The organism is Pseudomonas sp. UBA6276 (assembly GCF_002438365.1).
Lineage (GTDB): Bacteria > Pseudomonadota > Gammaproteobacteria > Pseudomonadales > Pseudomonadaceae > Aquipseudomonas > Aquipseudomonas coleopterorum.
Window position 1 is genome coordinate 1 of the sequence record NZ_DJUS01000107.1, and the last position, 22,945, is coordinate 22,945.

20 protein-coding genes and 2 pseudogenes are annotated in these 22,945 nt (G+C 62.0%); 7 read left to right on the forward strand and 15 right to left on the reverse strand.

All coding sequences use genetic code 11. From position 1 onward, the window contains the following. From B2V21_RS12355 to dnaA, 15 genes and pseudogenes are all read right to left on the reverse strand, one after another. A pseudogene (locus B2V21_RS12355) lies at positions 1-112 on the reverse strand (AEC family transporter); the annotation flags it as partial. A gap of 42 nt (positions 113-154) precedes the next feature. Then, positions 155-403 (reverse strand): annotated as a pseudogene (locus tag B2V21_RS21495) (pyridoxine 5'-phosphate synthase); the annotation flags it as partial. Then, positions 291-551, reverse strand: a complete 261-nt coding sequence (locus B2V21_RS12365) for a hypothetical protein (RefSeq protein ID WP_088435271.1) — start codon at positions 549-551, stop codon at positions 291-293. The gene B2V21_RS12365 and the pseudogene B2V21_RS21495, both read right to left, overlap by 113 nt. A gap of 68 nt (positions 552-619) precedes the next feature. Further along, positions 620-2,179, reverse strand: a complete 1,560-nt coding sequence (gene cls, locus B2V21_RS12370; RefSeq protein ID WP_286916981.1) for a cardiolipin synthase — start codon at positions 2,177-2,179, stop codon at positions 620-622. A gap of 16 nt (positions 2,180-2,195) precedes the next feature. Then, positions 2,196-2,609 carry an ExbD/TolR family protein gene (locus B2V21_RS12375; RefSeq protein ID WP_088435270.1) on the reverse strand — a complete coding sequence of 138 codons (414 nt, stop codon included), beginning with the start codon at positions 2,607-2,609 and terminating at the stop codon, positions 2,196-2,198. 3 nt (positions 2,610-2,612) lie between these two features. Next, on the reverse strand, positions 2,613-3,005 hold the full coding sequence (locus tag B2V21_RS12380; RefSeq protein ID WP_414708396.1) for an ExbD/TolR family protein: 393 nt from the start codon (positions 3,003-3,005) through the stop codon (positions 2,613-2,615). A 90-nt stretch (positions 3,006-3,095) separates the two neighbouring features. After that, complete coding sequence (exbB, locus tag B2V21_RS12385) at positions 3,096-3,854, reverse strand: TonB-system energizer ExbB (RefSeq protein ID WP_019184055.1); 759 nt, start codon at positions 3,852-3,854, stop codon at positions 3,096-3,098. An 86-nt stretch (positions 3,855-3,940) separates the two neighbouring features. After that, positions 3,941-4,609: an energy transducer TonB gene (locus tag B2V21_RS12390; protein WP_088435269.1), complete on the reverse strand. Its 669-nt coding sequence runs from the start codon at positions 4,607-4,609 to the stop codon at positions 3,941-3,943. Between the two features lie 146 nt (positions 4,610-4,755). Beyond that, on the reverse strand, positions 4,756-5,952 hold the full coding sequence (locus B2V21_RS12395; protein ID WP_286916982.1) for a heme biosynthesis protein HemY: 1,197 nt from the start codon (positions 5,950-5,952) through the stop codon (positions 4,756-4,758). Positions 5,953-6,094: 142 nt separating this feature from the next. Next, positions 6,095-6,901, reverse strand: a complete 807-nt coding sequence (locus B2V21_RS12400; protein ID WP_286916983.1) for a M48 family metallopeptidase — start codon at positions 6,899-6,901, stop codon at positions 6,095-6,097. A gap of 72 nt (positions 6,902-6,973) precedes the next feature. Continuing rightward, entirely contained in the window at positions 6,974-7,825 is an 852-nt protein-coding gene (locus B2V21_RS12405) for a CPBP family intramembrane glutamic endopeptidase (protein ID WP_286916984.1), read from the reverse strand. A 73-nt stretch (positions 7,826-7,898) separates the two neighbouring features. Further along, positions 7,899-10,358 (reverse strand): DNA topoisomerase (ATP-hydrolyzing) subunit B, encoded by a 2,460-nt coding sequence (gyrB, locus tag B2V21_RS12410; protein ID WP_286916985.1) that lies wholly within the window; start codon positions 10,356-10,358, stop codon positions 7,899-7,901. Positions 10,359-10,471: 113 nt separating this feature from the next. Next, positions 10,472-11,569 carry a DNA replication/repair protein RecF gene (gene recF, locus B2V21_RS12415; RefSeq protein ID WP_286916986.1) on the reverse strand — a complete coding sequence of 366 codons (1,098 nt, stop codon included), beginning with the start codon at positions 11,567-11,569 and terminating at the stop codon, positions 10,472-10,474. Positions 11,570-12,732: 1,163 nt separating this feature from the next. Continuing rightward, on the reverse strand, positions 12,733-13,836 hold the full coding sequence (gene dnaN / locus B2V21_RS12420; RefSeq protein WP_286916987.1) for a DNA polymerase III subunit beta: 1,104 nt from the start codon (positions 13,834-13,836) through the stop codon (positions 12,733-12,735). A gap of 38 nt (positions 13,837-13,874) precedes the next feature. Continuing rightward, entirely contained in the window at positions 13,875-15,383 is a 1,509-nt protein-coding gene (dnaA, locus tag B2V21_RS12425; RefSeq protein WP_286916988.1) for a chromosomal replication initiator protein DnaA, read from the reverse strand. A 627-nt stretch (positions 15,384-16,010) separates the two neighbouring features. Here dnaA and rpmH point away from each other — a divergent pair. From rpmH to rsmG, 7 genes are all read left to right on the forward strand, one after another. Beyond that, the gene (rpmH, locus tag B2V21_RS12430; RefSeq protein WP_043192020.1) at positions 16,011-16,145 is read left to right on the forward strand and encodes a 50S ribosomal protein L34; all 135 of its coding nucleotides are present in this window, start codon (positions 16,011-16,013) and stop codon (positions 16,143-16,145) included. Between the two features lie 13 nt (positions 16,146-16,158). Beyond that, complete coding sequence (rnpA, locus tag B2V21_RS12435) at positions 16,159-16,563, forward strand: ribonuclease P protein component (RefSeq protein WP_049860458.1); 405 nt, start codon at positions 16,159-16,161, stop codon at positions 16,561-16,563. Then, positions 16,556-16,801, forward strand: coding sequence for a membrane protein insertion efficiency factor YidD (yidD, locus tag B2V21_RS12440; protein WP_286916989.1), 246 nt, complete (start codon positions 16,556-16,558; stop codon positions 16,799-16,801). Before rnpA ends, yidD begins: the two co-directional genes overlap by 8 nt. A gap of 2 nt (positions 16,802-16,803) precedes the next feature. Further along, positions 16,804-18,489: a membrane protein insertase YidC gene (gene yidC / locus B2V21_RS12445; RefSeq protein ID WP_286916990.1), complete on the forward strand. Its 1,686-nt coding sequence runs from the start codon at positions 16,804-16,806 to the stop codon at positions 18,487-18,489. A gap of 79 nt (positions 18,490-18,568) precedes the next feature. Next, complete coding sequence (gene mnmE, locus B2V21_RS12450; RefSeq protein WP_286916991.1) at positions 18,569-19,939, forward strand: tRNA uridine-5-carboxymethylaminomethyl(34) synthesis GTPase MnmE; 1,371 nt, start codon at positions 18,569-18,571, stop codon at positions 19,937-19,939. A gap of 459 nt (positions 19,940-20,398) precedes the next feature. Further along, positions 20,399-22,297 carry a tRNA uridine-5-carboxymethylaminomethyl(34) synthesis enzyme MnmG gene (gene mnmG, locus B2V21_RS12455; protein ID WP_056844843.1) on the forward strand — a complete coding sequence of 633 codons (1,899 nt, stop codon included), beginning with the start codon at positions 20,399-20,401 and terminating at the stop codon, positions 22,295-22,297. Continuing rightward, complete coding sequence (gene rsmG / locus B2V21_RS12460) at positions 22,294-22,941, forward strand: 16S rRNA (guanine(527)-N(7))-methyltransferase RsmG (protein WP_049860454.1); 648 nt, start codon at positions 22,294-22,296, stop codon at positions 22,939-22,941. Before mnmG ends, rsmG begins: the two co-directional genes overlap by 4 nt. Positions 22,942-22,945 lie beyond the last annotated feature (4 nt).

A 22,945-nucleotide genomic window follows, 5' to 3' on the forward strand; every position in this document is an offset into this window, starting at 1 on the left:
CGGCGAAATTGACCAGAGCGCCGGTCAGGCAGGCGAGTATCAATGGATTCTTCAGGATCGGCAGCAGCAACGAACGCGCGCTGACGCCGCGCTCGGCCGTCAGCGCGGACAGCGCCAGCACGTCCTCGGCGTGGATGTGGCGGCGGTCCGGGCGCGGGTGCACGGTGATCCCGTGCGCACCGGCATCCAGGCAGGCGCGGGCGGCGTGCAGCACGTCCGGGTCGGTGCCGCCGCGCGAGTTGCGCAGGACGGCGATCTTGTTCACGTTGACGCTGAGTTGGGTCATGGCACTACGAGGGGTCGGATTCACCCTGAGCGGCCCGGGTACGCGCCTGGAGGGCGAGCTCCCGCAGCCGACGGAGTTCGTTGGGATCGGTGATGGCCGCGCGGGTAGGCTGCACATCGCCGAAGCGGGCCACATAGAGGCCGCGGACCCACGCCAGCAGGAACACCAGGGTGCCCAGCAGCGACAGCGCCATCAGCCCCATGTGGGGGGTCTTGAGCGCCATGCCGAAACAGGCCAGCGCGAACAGCAGAAACAGCCAGTACATGTCGTTCTCCCCGATTGACCGGGCCAGTGTAGCGCCGGCGCCGGGTGGGGTTCCACGGGGAGTGCTGGCTACAGCAGCGGCGAGGCCAGGCGCGCGAACGCCTCTGGTACACGGTGCCGCCACAGCGAACGCTGGCGATCGTTGTAGACCGGCGAGGCGCTGCTGTACTCGGCCAGCAGGATCTCGGCCAGCGCCGCCACGCGGCCGGTGTCGCTGATCATCATCGACAGCTCGAAGTTGAGCCGGAAGCTGCGGTGATCGAAGTTGGCGCTGCCGACGATGCACACGTCGTCATCGGCGATGAAGGCCTTGGTATGCAGCATGCGCGGGCCGTATTCGTAGATCTTGACCCCGGCCTGCAGCAGCTCGTCGAAGTAGGAGCGCGCGGCCTGGGTGACGAACCAGGAGTCGCTCATCTTGGGCACCAGCAGGCGCACATCCAGGCCACCGAGGGCGGCGGAGGTCAGTGCCATGCGCGCGGCTTCGCCGGGTACGAAGTAAGGCGTGACCAGCCAGACCCGTTCCTTCGCTTCGTGGATCGCCGCCACGTGCAGGCGATGGATGGTTTCCCATGAGGAGTCCGGGCCGGAGACCAGCACCTGCGCGTTGATGCTGCCCTCGCTGCGGCTGGGCATCGTTTCCGGCCACAGCTGGGCGATGTTGAAGCGCGCCGGCTCCTGGCCGGTGGCGTAGATCCAGTCCTCGATGAAGACCAGCTGCAGGCTGCGCACCACGTGACCACGCAGGCGCATGTGCAGGTCGCGATACGCATCCGGGCGGACGCTCTCGTCCTCCTCATCGGTGATGTTGATGCCGCCGGTGAAGGCCTGCAGGCCATCGATGATCACCAGCTTGCGGTGCGTGCGCAGGTTCAACCACGGCCGCTTGAACGGCTTGAGCAGCTGCCGCGGATGGAACCAGACCACCTCGGCACCGGCATCCAGCAGCGGCTGCAGGAAGCGCTTGCGGAGGGAGGAGGAGCCCACCGCATCCAGCAGCAGGCGTACCCGCACACCTGCGGCGGCACGCTCGGTCAGCGCATCGCGCAGCGCGGTGCCGGCGTGGTCCGGATTGAAGATGTAGTACTCCAGGTGCAGGTGATCCTGCGCCTTGGCCACGGCGGCGAGCAGTGCACTGTAGGTGGCCGCGCCATCGACCAGCCACTCCACCTCGGTGGCCGAGCTTGGCGACAGGCCGGTGGTGGCCTGCGCGATCTTGGCCAGCTCGGTGCAGTCCGCGTCCGGTGGGCAGACGCTGCTGTAGTGCTCCATGCCCGAGCGCGAACGGCCACGGCGCAGGCGCTGCCGCTTCACCTTCTGCGGGCCGAGCAGGTAGTAGATGAAGAGCCCGAGGTAGGGCAGGGCGGCCAGCGACAGGATCCAGCTCAACGTGGCGACCGGCTCGCGCTTCTGCAGCATGATCCAACCGGTCAGCCACAGCAGATAGAGAATGTAGGCCGCCACCATCAGGGGGCGCAGGTGGGGGATGGCGTCGAGCCAGTCCCCGAAGACGTCGAAGGTTGCGAGCATGGCCGGATGATAGCGGGCGGCGTGCCGCTGGCGCGTATCCACCGCCGGCGGCACAAAAAAAACGCCCCTGTTTCCAGGGGCGTTTTCCAGTCGCGTCATGACTGCGTCTTGCGTATTACTGCTGTACGAAGCCGATCTTCTTCATCTGAGCATTCTTCGCGGCAGCCAACACCTTGGCCATCACGTCGTACTCGGAGTCCGGGCTGGCATCAATGCGCAGCTCCGGCTGGTTGGTCGGATCGCGCTGCACTTCCTGCTCCATACGCTGCTGCAGTTCGCTCACAGCCACGGGGCTGTTGTTCCACGACACCTGGTTGCTGGCGTCCACCTTCAGCTCGATCGGCGGCGGCGGTTCGACAGTCACCGGCGGTGGGTTGAGCACGCGCTGCGGCAGGTCAACGGCGATCGGGTACGTCATGATCGGCGCGGTGACGATGAAGATGATCAGCAGCACCAGCATCACGTCCACCAGGGGCGTGACGTTGATGTCGGCCATGGGGCCTTTATTACCACCAGAACTGAACGCCATGGCTTACTGCCCCTTTACTTTGGTGGCGACGAAGCCCACGTCGAGCATGCCCTGTTCCTGCGCGACCTTCGTCATCTCATTGATGACGCGCATCTTGGTGGTGCGATCACCACGCAGGTTGAGGGGCGGCTGCGGGGTCTGCTGGGCGGCGGTCGCCAAGCGCGACTCGAGCGTCTGCTTGTCGATTTCCTCGTCGTTCCAGTAGATCGAGCCGTCTTCCTTGACTGCCAAGGTGATCGGGCTCGCCCGCTTTTCAGCGTCTTCCGGATTCTGCACCAGGTTGGCCTCAGGCAGATCCACCTTGACCTTGTGGGACATCAGGGGCGCCGTGATGATGAAGATGATCAGCAGCACCAGCATCACGTCCACGAGGGGCGTAACGTTGATGTCGGCCATGGGGCCGCCGCTGTTACCACTACTGAAAGCCATAACGGGCTCCGTCTAGATCGTGTTGACTACGTTCTCGCTGGGTGACGCGCGTCGCTATTAGCGAACGCGCGAACCGGTGGCGAAGAAGTCGTGCAGGTCGTGAGCGAACGTATCGAACTTGCTGATCGTGGCGCTGTTGATCTTGCTGAAGAAGTTGAAGGCGAACACGGCCGGGATAGCCACGAACAGACCGATGGCGGTCATGATCAGTGCTTCACCCACCGGGCCGGCAACGGCGTCGATCGAGGCGGAACCGGTGGCACCGATCTTGATCAGCGCGCCGTAGATGCCCCACACGGTACCCAGCAGACCCACGAACGGAGCGGTCGCGCCGACGGTGGCCAGCAGGGTCATGCCCGACTGCAGGTTGTTGCTTTCGCGGGTCACGGCCTGACGCAGGGCGCGATCGACGAACTCCGAACGGCTCAGGTTTTCACCCAGGCCACCGGAGGTGCCGCCTTCCGAACGCTGGTGGTGCGCAGCAGCCTGTGCAGCGTCCAGAGCGATCTTGGAGAAGGGCTCCGAAGCCGGCTGTTCTTCCATCGCACGGATGGCGTCCTGAGCGTTCGGGGTATCCCAGAACAGGCTCACGACCTTGTCGGCAGCAGCCTTCAGGCGGGTGGCGCGGAAGATGTTGATGACGGTCCAGTACCAGGACATGGCCGACATGATGATCAGGGTCAGCAGCACGACCCAGGAGACGGCGAAGTCACCCGGCTGGGTGGTCATCTCGTGGATCAGGTGCTCGAAGCCCATCTGCGACAGGGCGTTGGAGTTGCCCCCGGCAGCAGCGGCGATGAAAAGTTCCTGCAGCATGACGCTTACCTTTGTTGTGTGTGGTGATAAAGGGTATTGCTAGAAATAACCGCTAGGGGCGGTGGCCGGCGGGCCACCGGCCACTATCAGTTCAGCGCAAAGTTGACCGGGACGCGAACGCGACCTGCGACCTTCTTCCCGCCCGATTCCGCGGAACGGAAGCTCCACTTGCGAGCTGCGTCCATGGCGGCGCGATCGAGGTCACGGTTACGGCTGGACTTCTCGACCGACACATTGGTGACGTTGCCATTGGCATCGACGTCAATGATCAGGATGACTTCACCCTGGATACCAGCACGGAACGCGGCCGGCGGGTAACGCGGGGGGTTCATGTTCTTCGACGAGATGTCGACGCTTGCCTCAATGGTGCTCGGCGGCTGCGGCGGCGACGGCGGCGAAGGCGGCGTGACGATGTCGGTCGGACGCGGGTCCGGGATATCGACCACAGGAGCCTGCGGCGGCGGCGGAACCGGGGACGGCTTCGGCGGCGACAGGTTCTTGACCGGCGGCGGCGGGGTGTCATCCGGCGGCGGCGGCGGCGGCGGCGGTGGTGGCGGCGGCGGAGCGTCGACCAGGGTCACCATGATGTTGCGTTCTTTCTCCGCCACGGCCTTGGGAGCCACAGCCGGGATCAGAAGCATCATGAAGGCGGCGAGATGCAGTGCGATTACAAAAGCGATACCCACGATACGCGGCCAGGAGAGGCCGGTGTCATCGCGTTGTTCGTACCTGTGAACGACTAGTTGTTCCGTCATGCGCCAAGAGCTCATTAGTGGGGCCGGGATACCCGGGGACAGGTAGCCCATGATCAGCGGTGCATGACACCGCAGGAACCTCCAAGCTTATACCAATCCTGAGCGCCTGCGCATCACTTATGCAGGCGTTCAGGCGTTATTCCTACTTACTTCAGGTTGATGATTTTCTTGGCATCCGCCTGGTTCTTCACACCCTTCGCCAGCGCTTGCTGGGCGGCCTGCTTGGCCTCCGGAATGCGACCTTCCGAATGCAGCACGCGTGCCAGATTCAGGTAGGTCTCGCCGTCCTTGGAAAGCGGGGCAGCCTTCTGCCACGCCTCGATCGCCTTGTCCGCCTGCTGCGGGTCGGAGTAGTAGTACGCCTGGGCCAGTGCCAGGTATACCTGATAATCCGGCTTCAGGATGTTTTTCTGCAGGCCATCATTGATAACGGCAATGACGTCCTTTTCTTTGTTCTCGCTGTTGGCGTAGATCGAGTACAGCTGCTTGTACTCGCGCTCGTCGGTCAGCTGGCCGGCGGCGTACAGCTTGCCCATGACCGCGCCGGCCTGGTCCATCTGGTCGGCCTGCATGTACATGCTGGCCAGGTTCAGCTGGGCCTTCTTGTCGTTCGGGTTCTTGGCGGCCAGTGCTTCGGCCTGCTTGACCGCTTCACCGGTCTGGCCGGCCTCGGCCATGGCGGCCATCAGCAGCTGGTTCCAGTTGTCCTTGGGCTCGGGCGAGGCCGCGATGGCCTGCTGCAGCACCGGGATGGCCTCGGCGTAGCGCTCGGCCTGGTACAGGGCCTGGCCCTTGGCGATCAGCTCTTCGGGCTTGTTCGACTTGGTTTCGGCGAAGTACTTGTCCAGGGTCGCCAGGCCTTCGTTGATCTGGTCGTCCTGCAGCTGCAGCTGGCCGAGCATCAGCATCGACTGGTAGTGGCCGTTGTTGTCCAGGCCGCCGAGCTGCAGCACCTGCTCCAGGTACTTCTTGGCCGAGGCAACGTCGTCCAGCTGGTAGGCGGCCTGCGAGGCGAGCTGCGCGGCCAGCGACTTGTCGTAGGTGTTGGCGGCGGGATTGGCCAGGATTTCGTCGGCCTGCGCGCGCGTCTCCGGGAACTTCTGGTCGTTGTAGCTGTCAATCATTTTCTGCAGCTTCGGGCCGACCTTGGCCGAGGACTTCTGATCCGGCTCCTGGCGGGTCGCCTGCGGGTAGAGCACTTCGGCCTTGGCCTGCTTCTTCCCACCACGGGCGCCACGCTCCGACGAGCGGGCCTGGGCGAAGGCATCGGTGATCATGGCGCCACTTACAGCGGTCGCGATGAGGACGGAAAGGACGGCTTGCTTGTGGTTGCTGAAAATCATCTTTCACCTCGATCGAACCGCCGCAGCGGCATCAAAACGGACTGTCAGAAAAATCTGAGCCGCCAAACGTATCAGAAACTGATGGCGTGAGAAATCGTTTCCGATGCTGCAATACAGCATCTTTTAGTCGTATCCGGACGCGTCAACCGCACTTCGGCCTGCGCCCGGCCGCCTGGGCCTGTTGGTATACACCACTCAGGGAGGGCGCGTCTCGCTGCAGTTCGCGGATCCGGTTCGCCGGATCGGGATGGGTGGACAGCCACTGGGGCGAACGACCGCCGCTGGCGGCCATCATGTTCTGCCACAGATCGACCGCCTGGGCAGGGTTGAAACCGGCCTCGGCCATCAGCCGCTGGCCGACGATATCGGCCTCGCTTTCCTGGGTTCGCGACCCGGGCAGCAGGAAGGCTGCCTGGGCGCCTGCGCCACCGAGCTGGCTGACGGTACTGGCCGCGCCCTCGCCATAGGCGGCAACGGCGAGCGCGCCAAGCACCGACAGGCCGGTCTGGGCGCCCATCTGACGGGTGATCCGTTCTTCATGGTGGCGCGAGATGACGTGGCCGATCTCGTGGCCGATCACCGCCGCCAGCTGATCCTGGTTCTTGGCGACGGTGAAGATGCCGGTATTGACCCCGACCTTGCCGCCGGGCAGGGCGAACGCGTTCGGTTCCTTGTCGACCATCAAGGCCGTCTCCCACCGTACGCCACGGTACTGTGGCGGCAGCTGGGCAACCAGCGCGTTGACCACGCACTGCACGTAGGCGGTCTGCTTCGGGTCGTGGCTGAGCGTGCCCTTGGACTTGGTCTCAGTGAACGCCTGCGCGCCCAGCTGGTCGAGCTCGGCCTGCGAAACGCCACCGACCATCTGGCGACGGCCGGTGGGTGAGGTCGTGGTGGCGCACGCGCTCACCAGCATGGCGATGGCAATTCCCAACAGCACCGGTTTCATGTGCGATCCCCCGTGTTCATGTGCGCAGTGTGGAACGCGGCGACGTAAATTTTCGTCAAGCCGCGTGATCGATCAATGGATGCCCAGGAACATCAGCGCGACCAAGGCGATGCCGTTGTTCAAGGCGTGCGCGGCGATCGGCGCCCACAGGGTCCCGGTCCGTTGGTACAGCCAGGCAAAGGCCGCGCCCATGCTGCCGTAGACGAGCCATAGCTGGGCGATTTCCCACGGCCCGTTGGCACTGGTCCCGGGGATTTCATGGACGAGGGCGAACGCCACGCTGCTCAAGAGGATGCCCAACACCGGGCGACCGGCCTGCCACAGACGGCCGAACAGGACGCGGCGGAACAACAGTTCTTCATACGCCGGCGCGAGCAGCACGGCAAACAGGGCGAGGAACCACGGGAAGCGCGCGACGGCCTGTTCCATCAGCGCCAGGTTGGTCGGCACCGGCTCGATGCCGGCCTGCTTGGCCAGCCACGCGATCAGGTTGCTGCCGATGATCACCGCGGTGGCGACCAGCAAGGTCCAGCCCCACGTGGAAGGGCGACGCGCGGCCTGGAACGACAGCGCCCGTTCGGCGGGCGTGGCCCGGCGACGGAAGAAATACAGCACCAGTGCAGCGCCGCCGGTGGCGACCAGCGCCATCAGGATCTGGGCGAGGGCACCGGGTTGGCCCAACTGCTGGGTGAGACCGGCCACAGCCGAGGCATCCGCGCCGTCGCGGGCGGCCTGGTAACCGACGATCGCGCCGCGGTACAGGCCCCAGATCAAGCCGCTGATCAGACTCAGCGACAGCAGCACCACAATGCCGATGCCCAGATCGATGAAGAACCCCGCGAGCGGGGAACCCGGCTTGCGCGGCGACGATGGAACGGCAGGGGGCAGCGGAGGCGTCAGGGACGCCGGGGTGGTAGCAGACATCGGATTCCTGGCATCGGGGAGCGATGGCCGGCCAGGGTGCAGGTCGCACCCGGCCGGCCCGTTCCCGATTGTGTCAGATATCCAGGTTGGCGACCTTCAGCGCATTGTCTTCGATGAAGTCGCGGCGCGGCTCGACCACGTCGCCCATCAGCGTGCTGAAGATCTGGTCGGCGGCCACGGCATCCTCGATCCGCACCTGGAGCAGGCGACGGGTGTCGGGATTGACCGTGGTGTCCCAGAGCTGCTCCGGATTCATTTCACCCAGGCCCTTGAATCGCTGGATCTGGCGGCCCTTCTTGGCTTCATCCAGCAGCCAATTGCGCGCTTCGGCGAAGCTGGCCACCTCGGCCGACTTCGCACCACGGCTGATCTTCGCGCCGTCGCGAACCAGGCCATGCAGCAGCAGCGAAGACTGGTGCAGGGCGCGCAGTTCGCCGGTTTCGAAGGCGGCCAGCGGCAACACCTGGATCAGCTGTTCACCCATGTGGCGACGCGTGACCAGCACGGCGGCCGGACGCTCGTCGGTGGGTTCCTGCAGTTCCAGCGTGTAGCGCGGCGAGCCGAGGCTGCCCTGGTTGAGGCGGGTCGCCAGCGCGGCCAGACCTTCGTCGGCGCCGGCCTTGCGCAGGTGTTCCAGATCCATCGGGGTGAAATCGATCAGCGCTTCCAGCACCTGGCGATCATAGCGATGGCTGTTGCGCGCGATGGTTTCCTGCGCCGAGGCGTAGGACAGCAGCAGCTTCTCCAGCGCGACACCTTCGATGCCCGGCTCGCTCTCGGCCGGAATGAGCGAGGCGTTTTCCACCGCGCTGCTGGCCAGGTACGCATCCAGCGCCGGGTCGTCCTTCAGGTACAGCTCCTGCTTGCCCTGCTTGATCTTGTACAGCGGCGGCAGGCCGATGTAGATGTGGCCGCGCTCGATCAGCTCGGGCATCTGACGGTAGAAGAAGGTCAACAGCAGCGTACGGATGTGCGAGCCGTCGACGTCCGCATCGGTCATGATGATGATGCTGTGATAGCGCAGCTTGTCCGGGTTGTATTCGTCACGGCCGATGCCGCAGCCCAGCGCGGTGATCAGCGTCGCCACTTCCTGCGAAGAGAGCATCTTGTCGAAACGCGCTTTCTCTACGTTAAGGATTTTACCCTTCAGCGGCAGAATCGCCTGGTTCTTACGGTTACGACCCTGTTTGGCCGAACCGCCTGCGGAGTCACCCTCCACCAGGTAGATTTCAGAGAGCGCCGGATCGCGCTCCTGGCAATCCGCCAGCTTGCCCGGCAGACCCGCCAGGTCGAGCGCGCCCTTACGACGCGTCATTTCGCGAGCGCGACGGGCCGCTTCACGGGCGCGGGCGGCGTCAATGATCTTGCCGACGACAATTTTGGCGTCGCTCGGGTTTTCCAGCAGGTACTCGCTCAGCAGTTCGTTCATCTGCTGTTCCACCGCCGATTTCACCTCGGACGAGACCAGCTTGTCTTTGGTCTGCGAAGAGAACTTCGGATCCGGCACTTTAACCGATACAACGGCGACCAGGCCTTCGCGGGCGTCGTCGCCGGTGGCGCTGACTTTCGCTTTCTTGCTGTAGCCCTCTTTGTCCATATAGGCGTTCAGGGTACGCGTCATCGCCGCGCGGAAGCCCGCGAGGTGCGTACCGCCGTCGCGCTGCGGAATGTTGTTGGTGAAGCAGTACATCGTTTCCTGGTAGGAATCGGTCCACTGCAGCGCCACGTCCACCACGATGCCGTTGGATTCGCCGGTGACCGAGATCACGTTCGGGTGCAGCGGCGTCTTCAACTGCGCCAGATGCTCCACGAAGCTGCGGATGCCGCCTTCGTAATGGAAGTCGTCGCGGCGGCCATCGCCGCGCTCATCGACCAGCACGATCTTGACGCCGGAATTGAGGAAGGACAGCTCGCGCAGGCGGCGGGCCAGGATGTCGTAGTGGAACTCGACGTTGTCGTGGAAGGCCTTCACCGATGGCCAGAAGCGCAGCGTGGTACCGCGCTTGGTGCTGGCTTCGACCTGCTTCAGCGAGTTGACCGCAGCACCGTCAGCGAATTCCTGCTGGTAGTGGAAGCCGCCCTGGTAGATATCCAGCAGCAGCTTCTGCGACAGCGCATTGACCACGCTGACGCCCACGCCGTGCAGGCCGCCGGAAACCTTGTAGCTGTTGTCGTCGAACTTGCCGCCGGCGTGCAGGACCGTCATCACCACTTCGGCTGCGGAGACCTCGCGATCGAGCTTCTTGCTCATCTGCTCGTGCTTGCCGGTCGGGATACCACGCCCGTTGTCCGACACCGAGACCGAGCCGTCGGCGTGGATCATCACCGACACGTGGTCGGCGTGGCCAGCCAAGGCTTCGTCGATGGAGTTGTCGACGACCTCGAACACCATGTGGTGCAGACCGGTGCCGTCATGGACGTCGCCGATGTACATACCAGGACGCTTGCGGACAGCCTCGAGGCCTTCCAGGGCGGTGATGCTGTTGGCGTCGTAGTTGCCGCTGTTTGCGGGGATGTTCTGTTCTTCAGTCATTGCGCTTGCCGTAGGCTCCGCAGGTCGGTCCGCCGCGGTGAGGCGGGGCGCCGAGTAATAAGGGGTTGCAACAGCAATTATACCAGCCGGGCACCGTGGCCCCTGGGGGACCACTATGGCACAGGCAGGACCTGTCCATGTTCCACGTGGAACCGGGTGATATCTGTCGCGTCCGCCAGCGACGCCGGCACTTCGGTGGCAGTGATGAAGATCTGTGCCGGGCCGGCCTTCAGGCGCTCCAGCACCCGTGCCTGGTGGTGCCGATCCAGCTCCGAAGCCAGATCGTCCAAGGCGATGACCGGCCACTCGCCGCGCTGCTCGGCATAGTCTTCGGCCTGTGCCAGCAGGCAGGTGAGGGCCGTCAGTTTCGCCTGCCCGCGTGAGAGCGCATCCCGGCCTGGAATGGTCTCGAATCCGACGCTCCAGTCGGCCCGGTGTGGACCGACCGAGGTGTAGCCAGCCATCCGGTCACGTTCCCGGGCCAGAAGCAGGGCATCGGAGAGTGAAACCTCCTGTTTGCGCCAGCCTGGGCTCAAGCTCAGTGACTGGATGCCCAGCTTGGGGGCCAGGACGGCGGCCAGTTCCACGGTCCGTTCCTGGAGCCGCTCCAGGTAGTGCTGGCGTCGCGTGGTCAGAGGCTCACCGGCCTCGGCGAGCTCCCGATCCCACGCATCCAGGGCGTGCGGATGCCCGCCCTGCTTGAGCAGGGCGTTGCGCTGCTTCAGCGCCCGGGAATAGCGCCGCCACAATCCCATGAAGTCTGGTTCCACGTGGAACAAACCCCAATCCAGGAACCGGCGGCGGGGTTCGCCCCCCCCACTGACCAGGGCATGGCTGCCCGGTTCGAAGGTCACTACCGCCAATGCGGCGCAGAGGGTTCCCAGCTGGGCGACATCTTCTCCATCAAGCCGGCCCTTCCATTCCTGGCCGCTGTGGCGAAGGCCAGCCTTGCGGCGGGTGGGTGCATCGGCGCCTTCGCGCTGCTCGTCCCACTCCACGAAGACATCCAAGGCCTCCCGGCCCTGGCGTACCAAGCCATCCCGAACCCGCCCGCGGAAGCTGCGCCCGTATGCCATGACATGCAGCGCCTCCAGGACACTGGTCTTGCCGGCGCCATTGTCGCCGGTGATCAGATTGATGCCCGGTTGCGGTGCCAGCTCGACGGTATCGAAGCGGCGAACCTGGTGCAGGGACAGACGGCGGATATGCATGCGGACGATCAACGCCGCACGGGGCGGCAGACGGGTCGGGGGAATCGATCAGCTTACTGCATTGCGCTGGGGGCACGCGGTCCCCGGCCAGCCGTGCATTGGGCGAGGGTGCAGCCGAGCGATCTCCATCGGGAGGACCGCTGGCTACCCGGCACCCCACGTGCGATGGACCCGGCGTGAACCCTGAGGGGCAGGGCAGGCACGCCGCCGTTGGGCTTGGGACATCGTCCGCCGTGCCACGTGAAACACCTTCGCCCACTCGCCATCGTCAGGCAGAAACGGCGCGAATTTCTTCAAATCTGGCGCCCGCGCAGCACCCTGGTGCTGCAGATTTCAAGAAATTCGCTCTGATTTTCCGGCACACGGGCGGGCCGATCCGGTCCGCTCGCGCGTTTTCTTTGAATTCTGCGGAGGCGGACAAAGCGGATCCCTCCAGAAACGGCGATCGCTCACGCAGACCCAAACGAGACTGTCCACATCCCCTCTGTATGACTTATGCACAACCCATGGGCAATCTGTGGATAAAAAAGAGCCCTTGGACACCCCTTAAAGATATCCACAGGATCACCCCCAGGCTCAGGCCCTGTTTTACCGGGGGTTTCGATCCTATATTTTCCTTTCAAACCAAGCACTTAACCTACTTTTCAACCAAATCTGGCCCTACCACCACCACCTAGCTTTAGATTTATATACAGTTTTTAAAAGCATAGAGCTGTGATTCAGCCGTTCAAAAGCCGCTTGCCGCTGCGCTCCAGAGCAGCAGAGAAATCTCGTCTGTTCGCGCCGTCTGGATGCTCAACCGTCAGAAAGATTCAACGGCAGGTGGTGGGCGAGGGCTCAGGATCAGGCTCCGCTCAACGCGGCCTACAGGTTCGCCTTCCGCTTGGCTGCCGGCGTGGCAACGCGATGTTGACGAGCAGGGCGCCGCGTCCAGCGAAGTTCCGCTGTGCTCTGCCGAAGGTCACGGTCTTGGGATTGGAACAGAGAGCAGCCAGCAGCGAGCAGCCAGCGACGGCTCAGCCGGGCAGGGCTCTGCAATCAAACGCTGCCGCAAGGAAGTGAATTGCTCCACGTGGAACATCGCCTCTTTTGCCCAAAAAGAAACCCGGCAATGCCGGGCTTCTCGAACCACTCGGTTCCACGTGGAACCTACTCGCCTCAGGTCAGAGACGAAGCGGCATGACCACGTGGCGGGATTTCTCGCTGCTGGCCTCACGCACCAGGGCAGAGGAGTTGGAATCACGCAGCTGGATCACGACGTGCTCATCGCGCAGAGCCGACAGCGCGTCCAGCAGGTAGTTCACGTTGAAGCCGATGGCCAGATCGCTGACCGTGGTATCGGCCTCGATCTCTTCCTGGGCTTCTTCCTGCTCGGGGTTGTGCGCACTGATCTTCAGGTTGCCCGGCGAGACTTCCACGCGGATACCGCGGTACTTCTCGTTGGACAGAATCGCAGCACGCTGCAGCGAGGCACGCAGGGCTTCGCGATCGACCTTCACTTCGCGGTCGGCACCGATCGGGATCACGGCCTCGTAATCCGGGAAGCGACCGTCGATCAACTTGGAGGTGAAGGTCACATCGTCGCGCTTGACGCGCACGTGGCTGCGGCCGACTTCCAGTTCGATCTCGCGATCCCCGCTTTCCAGCAGGCGCTGCAGTTCGGTCACGCCCTTGCGCGGGACAATGATCTGGCGCTTGGCGCCGCTGGCCTTTTCGAGCTCGGTTTCGCACAGCGCCAGGCGGTGACCATCGGTCGCCACGGTACGCAGGGCATCGCCGCGAAGATCGAACAGCAGGCCGTTGAGGTAGTAGCGCACGTCCTGCTGGGCCATGGCGAAGCTGGTGCGTTCGATCAGACGACGCAGCTTGCTCTGCACCAGGCTGCAGGTCAGCGAACCCGGGCCTTCTTCGACGGTAGGGAAGTCATTGGCCGGCAGCGTCGACAAGGTGAACCGACTGCGCCCGGCCTTGACCACGACCTTCTGCTCATCGACCTTGATGTCGATCAGCGCATCGTTGGGCAGGCTCTTGCAGATGTCCATCAACTTGCGCGCAGGCACGGTGATCTCGCCAGGCTCGGCCGGCTCTTCCAGCTGCACGCGGCCAACCAGTTCCACTTCCAGGTCAGTACCGGTCAGAGACAGCTGCTGCCCCTGAACCACCAGAAGGACGTTGGAAAGCACAGGCAAGGTCTGGCGGCGTTCGACGACGCCTGCGACCAGTTGCAGGGGTTTCAACAGGGCTTCGCGTTGAATGGTGAAATGCATGGTCTAGTCCCTTGCCTCAAAAGCTGCGTAGTGAATGTTCACGTGGTCAGTGTACGCAGCAGGTTCTTGTAGTCCTCGCGGATATCCGCGTCGGATTCCTTGAGTTCGTTGATCTTGCGGCACGCGTGCAGCACGGTGGTGTGATCGCGCCCACCAAACACATCGCCGATTTCCGGCAGGCTGTGGTTGGTCAATTCCTTGGACAGCGCCATTGCCACCTGCCGTGGTCGGGCCACCGAGCGCGAACGGCGCTTGGAAAGCAGATCGGAAATCTTGATCTTGTAGTACTCGGCCACCGTTCGCTGGATGTTATCCACACTCACCAGCTTGTCCTGCAGTGCCAGCAGGTCCTTGAGCGACTCGCGGATCAGCTCGATGGTGATTTCGCGACCCATGAAGTGGGAGTGCGCAATGACCCGCTTGAGTGCGCCTTCCAGTTCGCGGACGTTGGAACGGATGCGCTGGGCGATGAAGAACGCCGCGTCATGAGGCAGCTCGACCTTGGCCTGGTCCGCCTTCTTCATGAGGATGGCGACACGGGTTTCCAGCTCGGGCGGCTCGACAGCAACGGTCAGACCCCAGCCGAAGCGTGATTTCAACCGCTCCTCGAGGCCTTCGATTTCCTTGGGGTAGCGATCGCTGGTGAGGATGACCTGCTGGCCGCCTTCCAACAAAGCGTTGAAGGTGTGGAAGAACTCCTCCTGGGAGCGTTCCTTGCGCGCGAAGAACTGGATATCGTCGATCAGCAACGCATCGACCGATCGGTAGAAGCGCTTGAATTCGTTGATCGCGTTCAACTGCAACGCCTTGACCATGTCTGCAACGAACCGCTCGGAATGCAGGTAAACCACCTTGGCATTCGGATTCTTCTTGAGCAGGTGGTTACCCACAGCGTGCATCAAGTGCGTCTTACCCAGGCCGACCCCCCCATAAAGGAACAGCGGGTTGTAGCCATGCTTGGGATTGTCCGCCACCTGCCAGGCAGCCGCGCGTGCCAGCTGGTTGGATTTACCTTCCACGAAGTTTTCGAAGGTAAAGGTGCGGTTCAGATAACTGGTGTGCTTGAGCGCACCTTCTACCTGGACAGTGCGTTGCTCGGAGCGCACGGGTGCTGGCTGCGAGCTGGCGCCGGCCATGGGGTCGAAACTGTCCCGCGAGGGTTCTTCGCTGGCCACTGAGGGCTTGGCAACGGCTTCTACAGGCGCGGCTGCAGGTGCGGCTGCCACCGGGGCAACCTGCACCTGATTCGCGGCTGCGGCGGCTGCCAGCGGCGCGTTGGGGGCAGCGCGCGGCGTCGAGCTGCGACGGCTGCCGATCAGCAACGAAAGTGCCGGCGCCAGGCCATTGCCGTGTTCACCCAAAAGTTCGAGGAGCCGCGTCAGGTATTTCTCGTTGACCCAGTCCAGCACGAATCGGTTAGGCGCATAGACGCGCAACTCGTCGCCTTCGGCTTCGACCTGTAGCGGACGGATCCAGGTGTTGAATTGCTGGGCAGGCAGTTCATCGCGCAGGAGTTCCACGCACTGCTGCCAAAGTTCCACTGACACAGGTATCCCCTGAATTGAAAGCCGGCAAGGCAAAAACAACGGCCATTGTACCGGCGCTCCGCACACTTATCCACATGTAGGTCGGGTCCGCTGCCTCTGCCGCACGTAAAAACACAACGTCAATGCCTTGAAAACCTACCTGTGAGCTCTGTGGATAACCCGTCTTGAGATCTATGCACAAGTAGGGGTGGAGCTCTGTGTATAACTCGTCTGTGGATATCCATCGATTTAATCCACAGGTTGTGCGGAGCAATGACACAGGCGCAGCCCATCTTCTGGACAGGGTTGCGGATCTCCAGAACGCCCTGTGAATAAGGCCTCCAGATGGTTATCCACAGATGTTGGCCTCTCTAAGATCTATAAGCATTACAGAAAAGCTTTAAATAAGTCCCTTCTCTATTTTTATATTTGATCGCCTGAATCGTCCAACCCATCCTCCTGATAAGGCACCGGCAATGAAGGCTCCCAATCCCCGACCTGCGTTCTTCAGTCCCCCTCTATCTGAGCAAAGGGGCCAAAAAGTAATAGTTGGTTGGAAATTGACCTTCTGCCGCGCTTTCACTAGAATCGCCGGTCTCTTAAAACGGGGTCCATTCCGGCCCGTTGTGGACGAACCAGGTAACAACCATGAAACGTACTTTCCAACCCAGCACCATCAAGCGCGCTCGCACCCACGGTTTCCGTGCTCGCATGGCTACCAAGAACGGCCGTACCGTCCTGTCGCGTCGTCGCGCCAAGGGCCGCAAGCGTCTGGCAGTTTGATCCTTCGGCACGGGTGGTGAGTCAGGACTACGGTCGGGAAAAGCGTCTGCTGACAGCCCGGCATTTCAAAGCAGTCTTCGACTCGCCATCTGGCAAGGTACCCGGCAAGAACCTGCTGCTCCTTGCGCGTGAGAACGGCCTCGAACATCCCCGTCTGGGGCTGGTCATCGGTAAAAAGAGCGTCAAGCTCGCCGTTCAGCGCAATCGCTTGAAACGCTTGATGCGTGACTCGTTCCGTCTGCACCAGGACATCCTGGCGGGCTGGGACATCGTCATCGTCGCGCGTAAAGGTTTGGGCGACGTGGAAAACCCTGAATTGCATGAGCATTTTGGCAAGCTCTGGAAGCGCCTCGCACGTAACCGGCCCGCTCCAGTGGTGAAGACCGAACCTGCAGGAGTGGACAGTCAAGATGCGTAAACTGGCAATCGTTCCGATCCAGTTCTACCGCTACGCCATCAGCCCTCTCATGGCGAATCACTGTCGTTTTTACCCCAATTGCTCTTGCTACGCGCTCGAAGCCATCGAAATCCACGGCCTCTTGCGTGGAAGCTGGCTGACCGTTCGTCGCCTTGGCCGCTGTCACCCATGGAATGCCGGTGGTTTCGACCCGGTTCCAGACGCCCCATCACCCCGTTCTTCTTCGATAGCCGAGTAATCATGGATATTAAACGCACGATCCTGATCGTCGCCCTGGCAGTCGTGGCCTACGTCATGGTCCTGAAATGGAACCAGGATTACGGTCAAGCCGCCTTGCCGACTCAGAATGTGGCTACCCAGAACCCGACGCCGGCGTTGCCGGAAACGGTACCGGGCACCAACACTCAAGCCAGTGCCGATGTACCCAGCGCCAATCCTGATGCCAATCTGCCTGTGCCGACCCCTGTTGTGGTCAGCAAGGACCTGATCTGGGTCAAGACCGACGTGCTCAACTTCGCTATCGATCCTACCGGTGGTGATATCGTCCAGCTGAACCTGCCCGAGTACCCTCGTCGCCAGGACATGCCGAACATTCCGTTCCAATTGTTCGACAACGGTGGTGAGCTGACCTACCTGGCCCAGAGTGGCCTGACCGGTACGAACGGCCCGGACGCGCGTCCAAGCGGACGTCCTGTGTACAGTGCTTCGCAGAAAAGTTATCAACTGGCTGACGGCCAGAACCAGCTCGTGGTCGACCTGACCTACAGCGACAATGGTGTGAACTACCTCAAGCGCTTCACCGTCGATCGCGGTGAGTACGACTTGAAAGTCAGCTACCTTGTGGATAACCAGAGCGCGCAGAACTGGAGCGGCAACATGTTCGCCCAGCTCAAGCGCGACAACAGCTCCGATCCTTCGTCGACCACGGCCACCGGTACCGCGACCTATCTGGGCGCAGCCCTGTGGACAAGTGGCGAGCCGTACAAGAAAGTGTCGATGAAAGACATGGACAAGGCCGCCCTCAAGGAAACCGTACAGGGCGGCTGGGTCGCCTGGCTGCAGCATTACTTCGTGACTGCCTGGATTCCTGCTGCCGGTGACAGCAACAATGTCATGACGCGCAAGGACAACCAGGGCAACTACATCATTGGCTACACCGGCCCTACGCTGTCGGCAGCGCCAGGTGGCAAGGTTGAAACCACAGCCACGCTGTACGCCGGTCCCAAGGTTCAGGACAAGCTCAAGGAGTTGTCCCCAGGTCTGGAGCTGACCGTCGACTACGGCATCCTGTGGTTCATCGCTCAACCGATCTTCTGGTTGCTCAAGCATATCCACGCGATCCTGGGGAACTGGGGCTTCTCGATCATCTGCCTGACCATCCTGATCAAGCTGCTGTTCTTCCCGCTGTCGGCCGCCAGCTACAAGTCGATGGCGCGCATGCGTGCCGTAGCGCCGAAACTGGCTGCCCTCAAGGAACAGCATGGCGATGACCGGCAGAAAATGTCCCAGGCCATGATGGAGCTGTACAAGAAAGAGAAGATCAATCCACTGGGCGGCTGCCTGCCGATCCTGGTGCAGATGCCGGTCTTCCTTTCCCTGTACTGGGTATTGCTGGAAAGCGTCGAGATGCGTCAGGCACCTTGGTTGCTGTGGATAACCGACCTGTCGATCAAGGATCCGTACTTCATCCTGCCGATCATCATGGGCGCGACCATGTTCATCCAGCAGCGCTTGAACCCGACGCCTCCGGATCCGATGCAGGCCAAGGTGATGAAGATGATGCCGATCGTGTTCACCTTCTTCTTCCTGTGGTTCCCGGCAGGTCTGGTGCTGTACTGGGTGACCAACAACACCCTGTCGATTGCCCAGCAGTGGTACATCACGCGCAGCATCGAGAAAGCCGCGGCAAACAAACCTGCCGTCTGACGGGTTGCTCGACTAACCTGTGAACAAAGCGCCCCCTCGTGGGGCGTTTTGCTATCTGAAATTCGACCGGAGTACCTGCATGAACGTTGTTCGCGAAACCATCGCTGCCATTGCCACGGCCCAGGGTCGAGGCGGAGTAGGGATCGTACGCATCTCCGGGCCGCTGGCCAGCCGGGCCGCTCAGGCTATCATCGGCCGCGTGCCGACCCCTCGTCATGCGCACTATGGCCCGATGCTCGATGCGCAGTCCCAGGTCATCGATGAAGGGCTGGGCCTTTACTTTCCAGGGCCCAACTCGTTCACCGGCGAAGATGTACTAGAGCTGCAGGGCCATGGTGGACCCGTGGTGATGGACATGCTGCTGCAGCGCTGCCTGGAACTGGGCTGCCGCCTGGCACGTCCCGGCGAGTTCAGCGAGCGGGCCTTTCTCAACGACAAGCTGGACCTGGCTCAGGCCGAGGCCATTGCCGATCTCATCGAAGCAAGCTCCGCCCAGGCGGCACGCAACGCAGTACGTTCGTTGCAGGGGGCTTTCTCCCGGCGTGTGGATAACTTGACCGAGCAGCTCATCGCGCTGCGGATCTATGTGGAAGCTGCCATCGACTTTCCCGAGGAGGAAATCGACTTCCTTGCCGATGGCCATGTGTTGAGCATGCTCGACAAGGTTCGCAGCGAGTTATCCACCGTACTGCGCGAAGCCGGGCAGGGTGCCTTGCTGCGTGACGGGATGAACGTGGTAATCGCTGGCCGGCCGAATGCCGGCAAGTCCAGCCTGCTCAATCTGCTGGCCGGGCGTGAAGCGGCCATTGTCACTGACATCGCCGGTACCACCCGTGACGTGTTGCGCGAACATATCCACATCGACGGCATGCCGCTGCATGTAATCGATACTGCCGGATTGCGTACCACCCTCGATGAAGTCGAGCAGATCGGCGTCCAGCGCGCGCTGAAGGCCATTGCCGAAGCCGACCGTATCCTGCTGGTGGTGGACGCGACGTCTGCCGAGGCGGCCGATCCCTTCGCGGTCTGGCCGGAGTTTCTGGAACTCACGCCCGACATCGGCAAGGTCACCGTGATTCGCAACAAGGCGGATCTGAGTGGTGAAGCGATCGGTATCCAGCATGACGACGATGGTCACGTGACCTTGAGTCTCACAGCCAAGGGAACTGGCCAAGGCCTTGAACTGCTGCGTGACCATCTCAAAGCCTGCATGGGTTACGAGCAGACAGCCGAGAGCAGTTTCAGCGCCCGTCGACGTCATCTGGAAGCCTTGCGGCATGCGGGTGATCATCTTGACCATGGGCGTGATCAGCTGACGCTGGCGGGCGCGGGCGAGCTCCTGGCTGAAGACTTGCGCCTGGCCCAACATGCGCTGGGGGAAATCACCGGTGCATTCAGTTCGGACGACCTGCTGGGGCGCATTTTCTCGAGCTTCTGCATCGGCAAGTAGATCTCCCGATATCCATGCAGCGCTGCATGGACTCATCAAGAGCCACCTTTCGAGGTGGCTTTTTTTTATACACGCTTCAGGAGCCCTGTGGACAACCCCAGCTGAGCTAGGTTGATAAGCAGGTCCGAAAGCTGATGATAAATGCCGCTGTGGGTAAGCGCAGCTGTTACCCACAGGTTAATTTGGGTTATACACCGAGCTGGCAGGCACCTGATCACAACCTTTAATTTCCCTGTACACGTTGTAGATACAGGCTTGCAGAGCTTTATCCACAGATACGGTGTTGCCTAGTAATAAACATAAAAACAAAGCTTTAATAAATCTCTCTCTTTTAATTTCTATTACCGACGCTATCCACAGCTGGTTATTTTTTGTGCAGAAGGGTTCTTTAGCCAAGGCAAATTCCCTATACTGCGCAGCTATCCCAATTACCCACATAGAACAGGCACGAGGTGCGTGGTGGATTTCCCTTCCCGTTTTGAAGTGATCGTCATCGGCGGCGGTCATGCCGGTACCGAGGCAGCACTGGCCTCAGCACGCATGGGTGCAAAGACCCTGCTGTTGACGCACAACGTGGAAACCCTCGGTGCCATGAGTTGCAACCCGGCCATCGGCGGCATCGGCAAGAGCCATCTGGTCAAGGAGATCGATGCGCTCGGCGGTGCCATGGCGCTGGCCACCGACAAGGGTGGCATTCAGTTTCGCGTGCTCAACAACCGCAAAGGCCCGGCGGTGCGGGCTACCCGTGCGCAGGCCGACCGCGTTCTGTACAAGGCTGCCATTCGCGAGATTCTCGAGAATCAGCCCAACCTGTGGATATTCCAGCAGCCGGCCGACGACCTGATCGTCGAGCAGGACGAGGTCAAGGGAGTAGTCACCCAGATGGGCCTTCGTTTCATGGCCGATTCCGTGGTGCTCACCACCGGAACCTTCCTGGGCGGACTTATCCACATCGGTTTGCAGAATTATTCGGGTGGCCGTGCCGGCGATCCGCCATCGATCGCGTTAGCCCATCGTCTGCGTGAGCTGCCTCTGCGAGTAGGTCGCTTGAAGACCGGTACACCACCGCGTATCGACGGCAAGTCGGTCGACTTCTCGGTCATGACCGAACAGCCGGGCGATACACCCATTCCGGTGATGTCGTTCATGGGGTCCAAGGCGCTGCACCCGCGTCAGGTCAGTTGCTGGATCACCCACACCAACGCGCGCACCCATGAAATCATCGCCGCCAACCTGGATCGCTCGCCGATGTACTCGGCTGCCGGGGAAATCGAAGGGGTGGGTCCACGGTACTGCCCGTCGATCGAAGACAAGATCCACCGCTTCGCCGACAAGCAGAGCCATCAGGTGTTCATCGAGCCCGAAGGGCTGACCACCCACGAGCTGTACCCCAACGGTATTTCCACGTCCTTGCCGTTCGACGTGCAGTTGCAGATCGTGCGTTCGATTCGCGGCATGGAAAACGCGCACATCATGCGACCCGGCTATGCCATCGAATACGATTACTTCGATCCGCGTGATCTCAAGTACAGCCTGGAAACCAAGGTGATCGCCGGATTGTTCTTCGCCGGGCAGATCAACGGCACCACGGGTTACGAAGAGGCCGGCGCCCAAGGTCTGCTGGCTGGCGCGAACGCCGCACTTCGCGCCCAGGGCAAAGAGGCCTGGTGTCCACGCCGCGACGAGGCGTACATCGGCGTCCTGGTCGACGACCTGATTACCCTGGGAACCCAGGAACCGTACCGGATGTTCACCTCGCGAGCCGAGTATCGACTGATCCTGCGCGAAGACAACGCCGACCTGCGCCTGACCGAAAAGGGCCGTGAACTGGGTCTGGTCGATGACGCTCGCTGGGCGGCCTTCAGTGCCAAGCGCGAAGCGATCGAAATCGAGGAACAACGGCTCAAGAGCACCTGGGTACGTCCCAACACTGCTCAGGGGAATGCCGTCGCCGAGAAGTTCGGTACGCCGTTGACCCATGAATACAACCTGCTTAACCTGCTCAGCCGCCCCGAGATCGACTATGTCGGTCTGGTCGAAGTCACCGGCGGCGGAGCGCATGATCCACAGGTAGCCGAACAGGTCGAGATCAAGACCAAGTACGCGGGCTACATTGATCGTCAGCAGGACGAGATCGCTCGGCTGCGCGCCAGCGAGGACACCCGCCTGCCTGTGGATATCGACTATGCCGGGATCTCCGGGCTGTCCAAGGAGATTCAGGGCAAGCTGGGCGCGACCCGCCCCGAAACCCTCGGTCAGGCATCGCGCATCCCGGGCGTCACGCCTGCAGCCATTTCGCTGTTGATGATTCACCTGAAAAAACGCGGCGCAGGCCGCGAGTTGGAGCAAAGCGCTTGAGTTCCATGGTCACCGAACAACACCGCGAAGAGTTGTCCACAGGCGCCCGGCAATTGGGCGTCGAATTGTCCGAGGGCCAGCGCGAACAGCTGCTGGCCTATCTGGCCCTGTTGATCAAATGGAACAAGGCTTACAACCTGACGGCAGTGCGCAATCCTGACGAGATGGTGTCACGGCACTTGCTCGACAGCCTGAGCATTCTTGCGCACCTGGGTAATGCCCAGCGCTGGCTCGATGTCGGCAGCGGCGGCGGCATGCCGGGTATTCCCCTGGCAATCATGTTTCCCGAGAAACACATCGCCACCCTCGACAGCAATGGCAAGAAGACCCGTTTCCAGACTCAGGTGAAGCTGGAACTGGGACTCGCCAATCTTCAGGTTATCCACAGCCGCGCCGAAACGTTCGTACCCGAGCAGCCCTTCGACGGCATCGTTTCCCGCGCCTTCAGCAGCCTGCACGACTTCGCTCACTGGACACGCCACCTGGGCGACAGCGATACGCGCTGGTTGGCGATGAAAGGGCTGCATCCGGCCGACGAACTGGTAGCATTGCCAGCGGACTTCCACCTCGATAGCGAACACGCCCTGGCCGTACCCGGTTGCCAAGGCCAACGCCATCTGCTGATACTGCGCCGCACGGCATGATTGG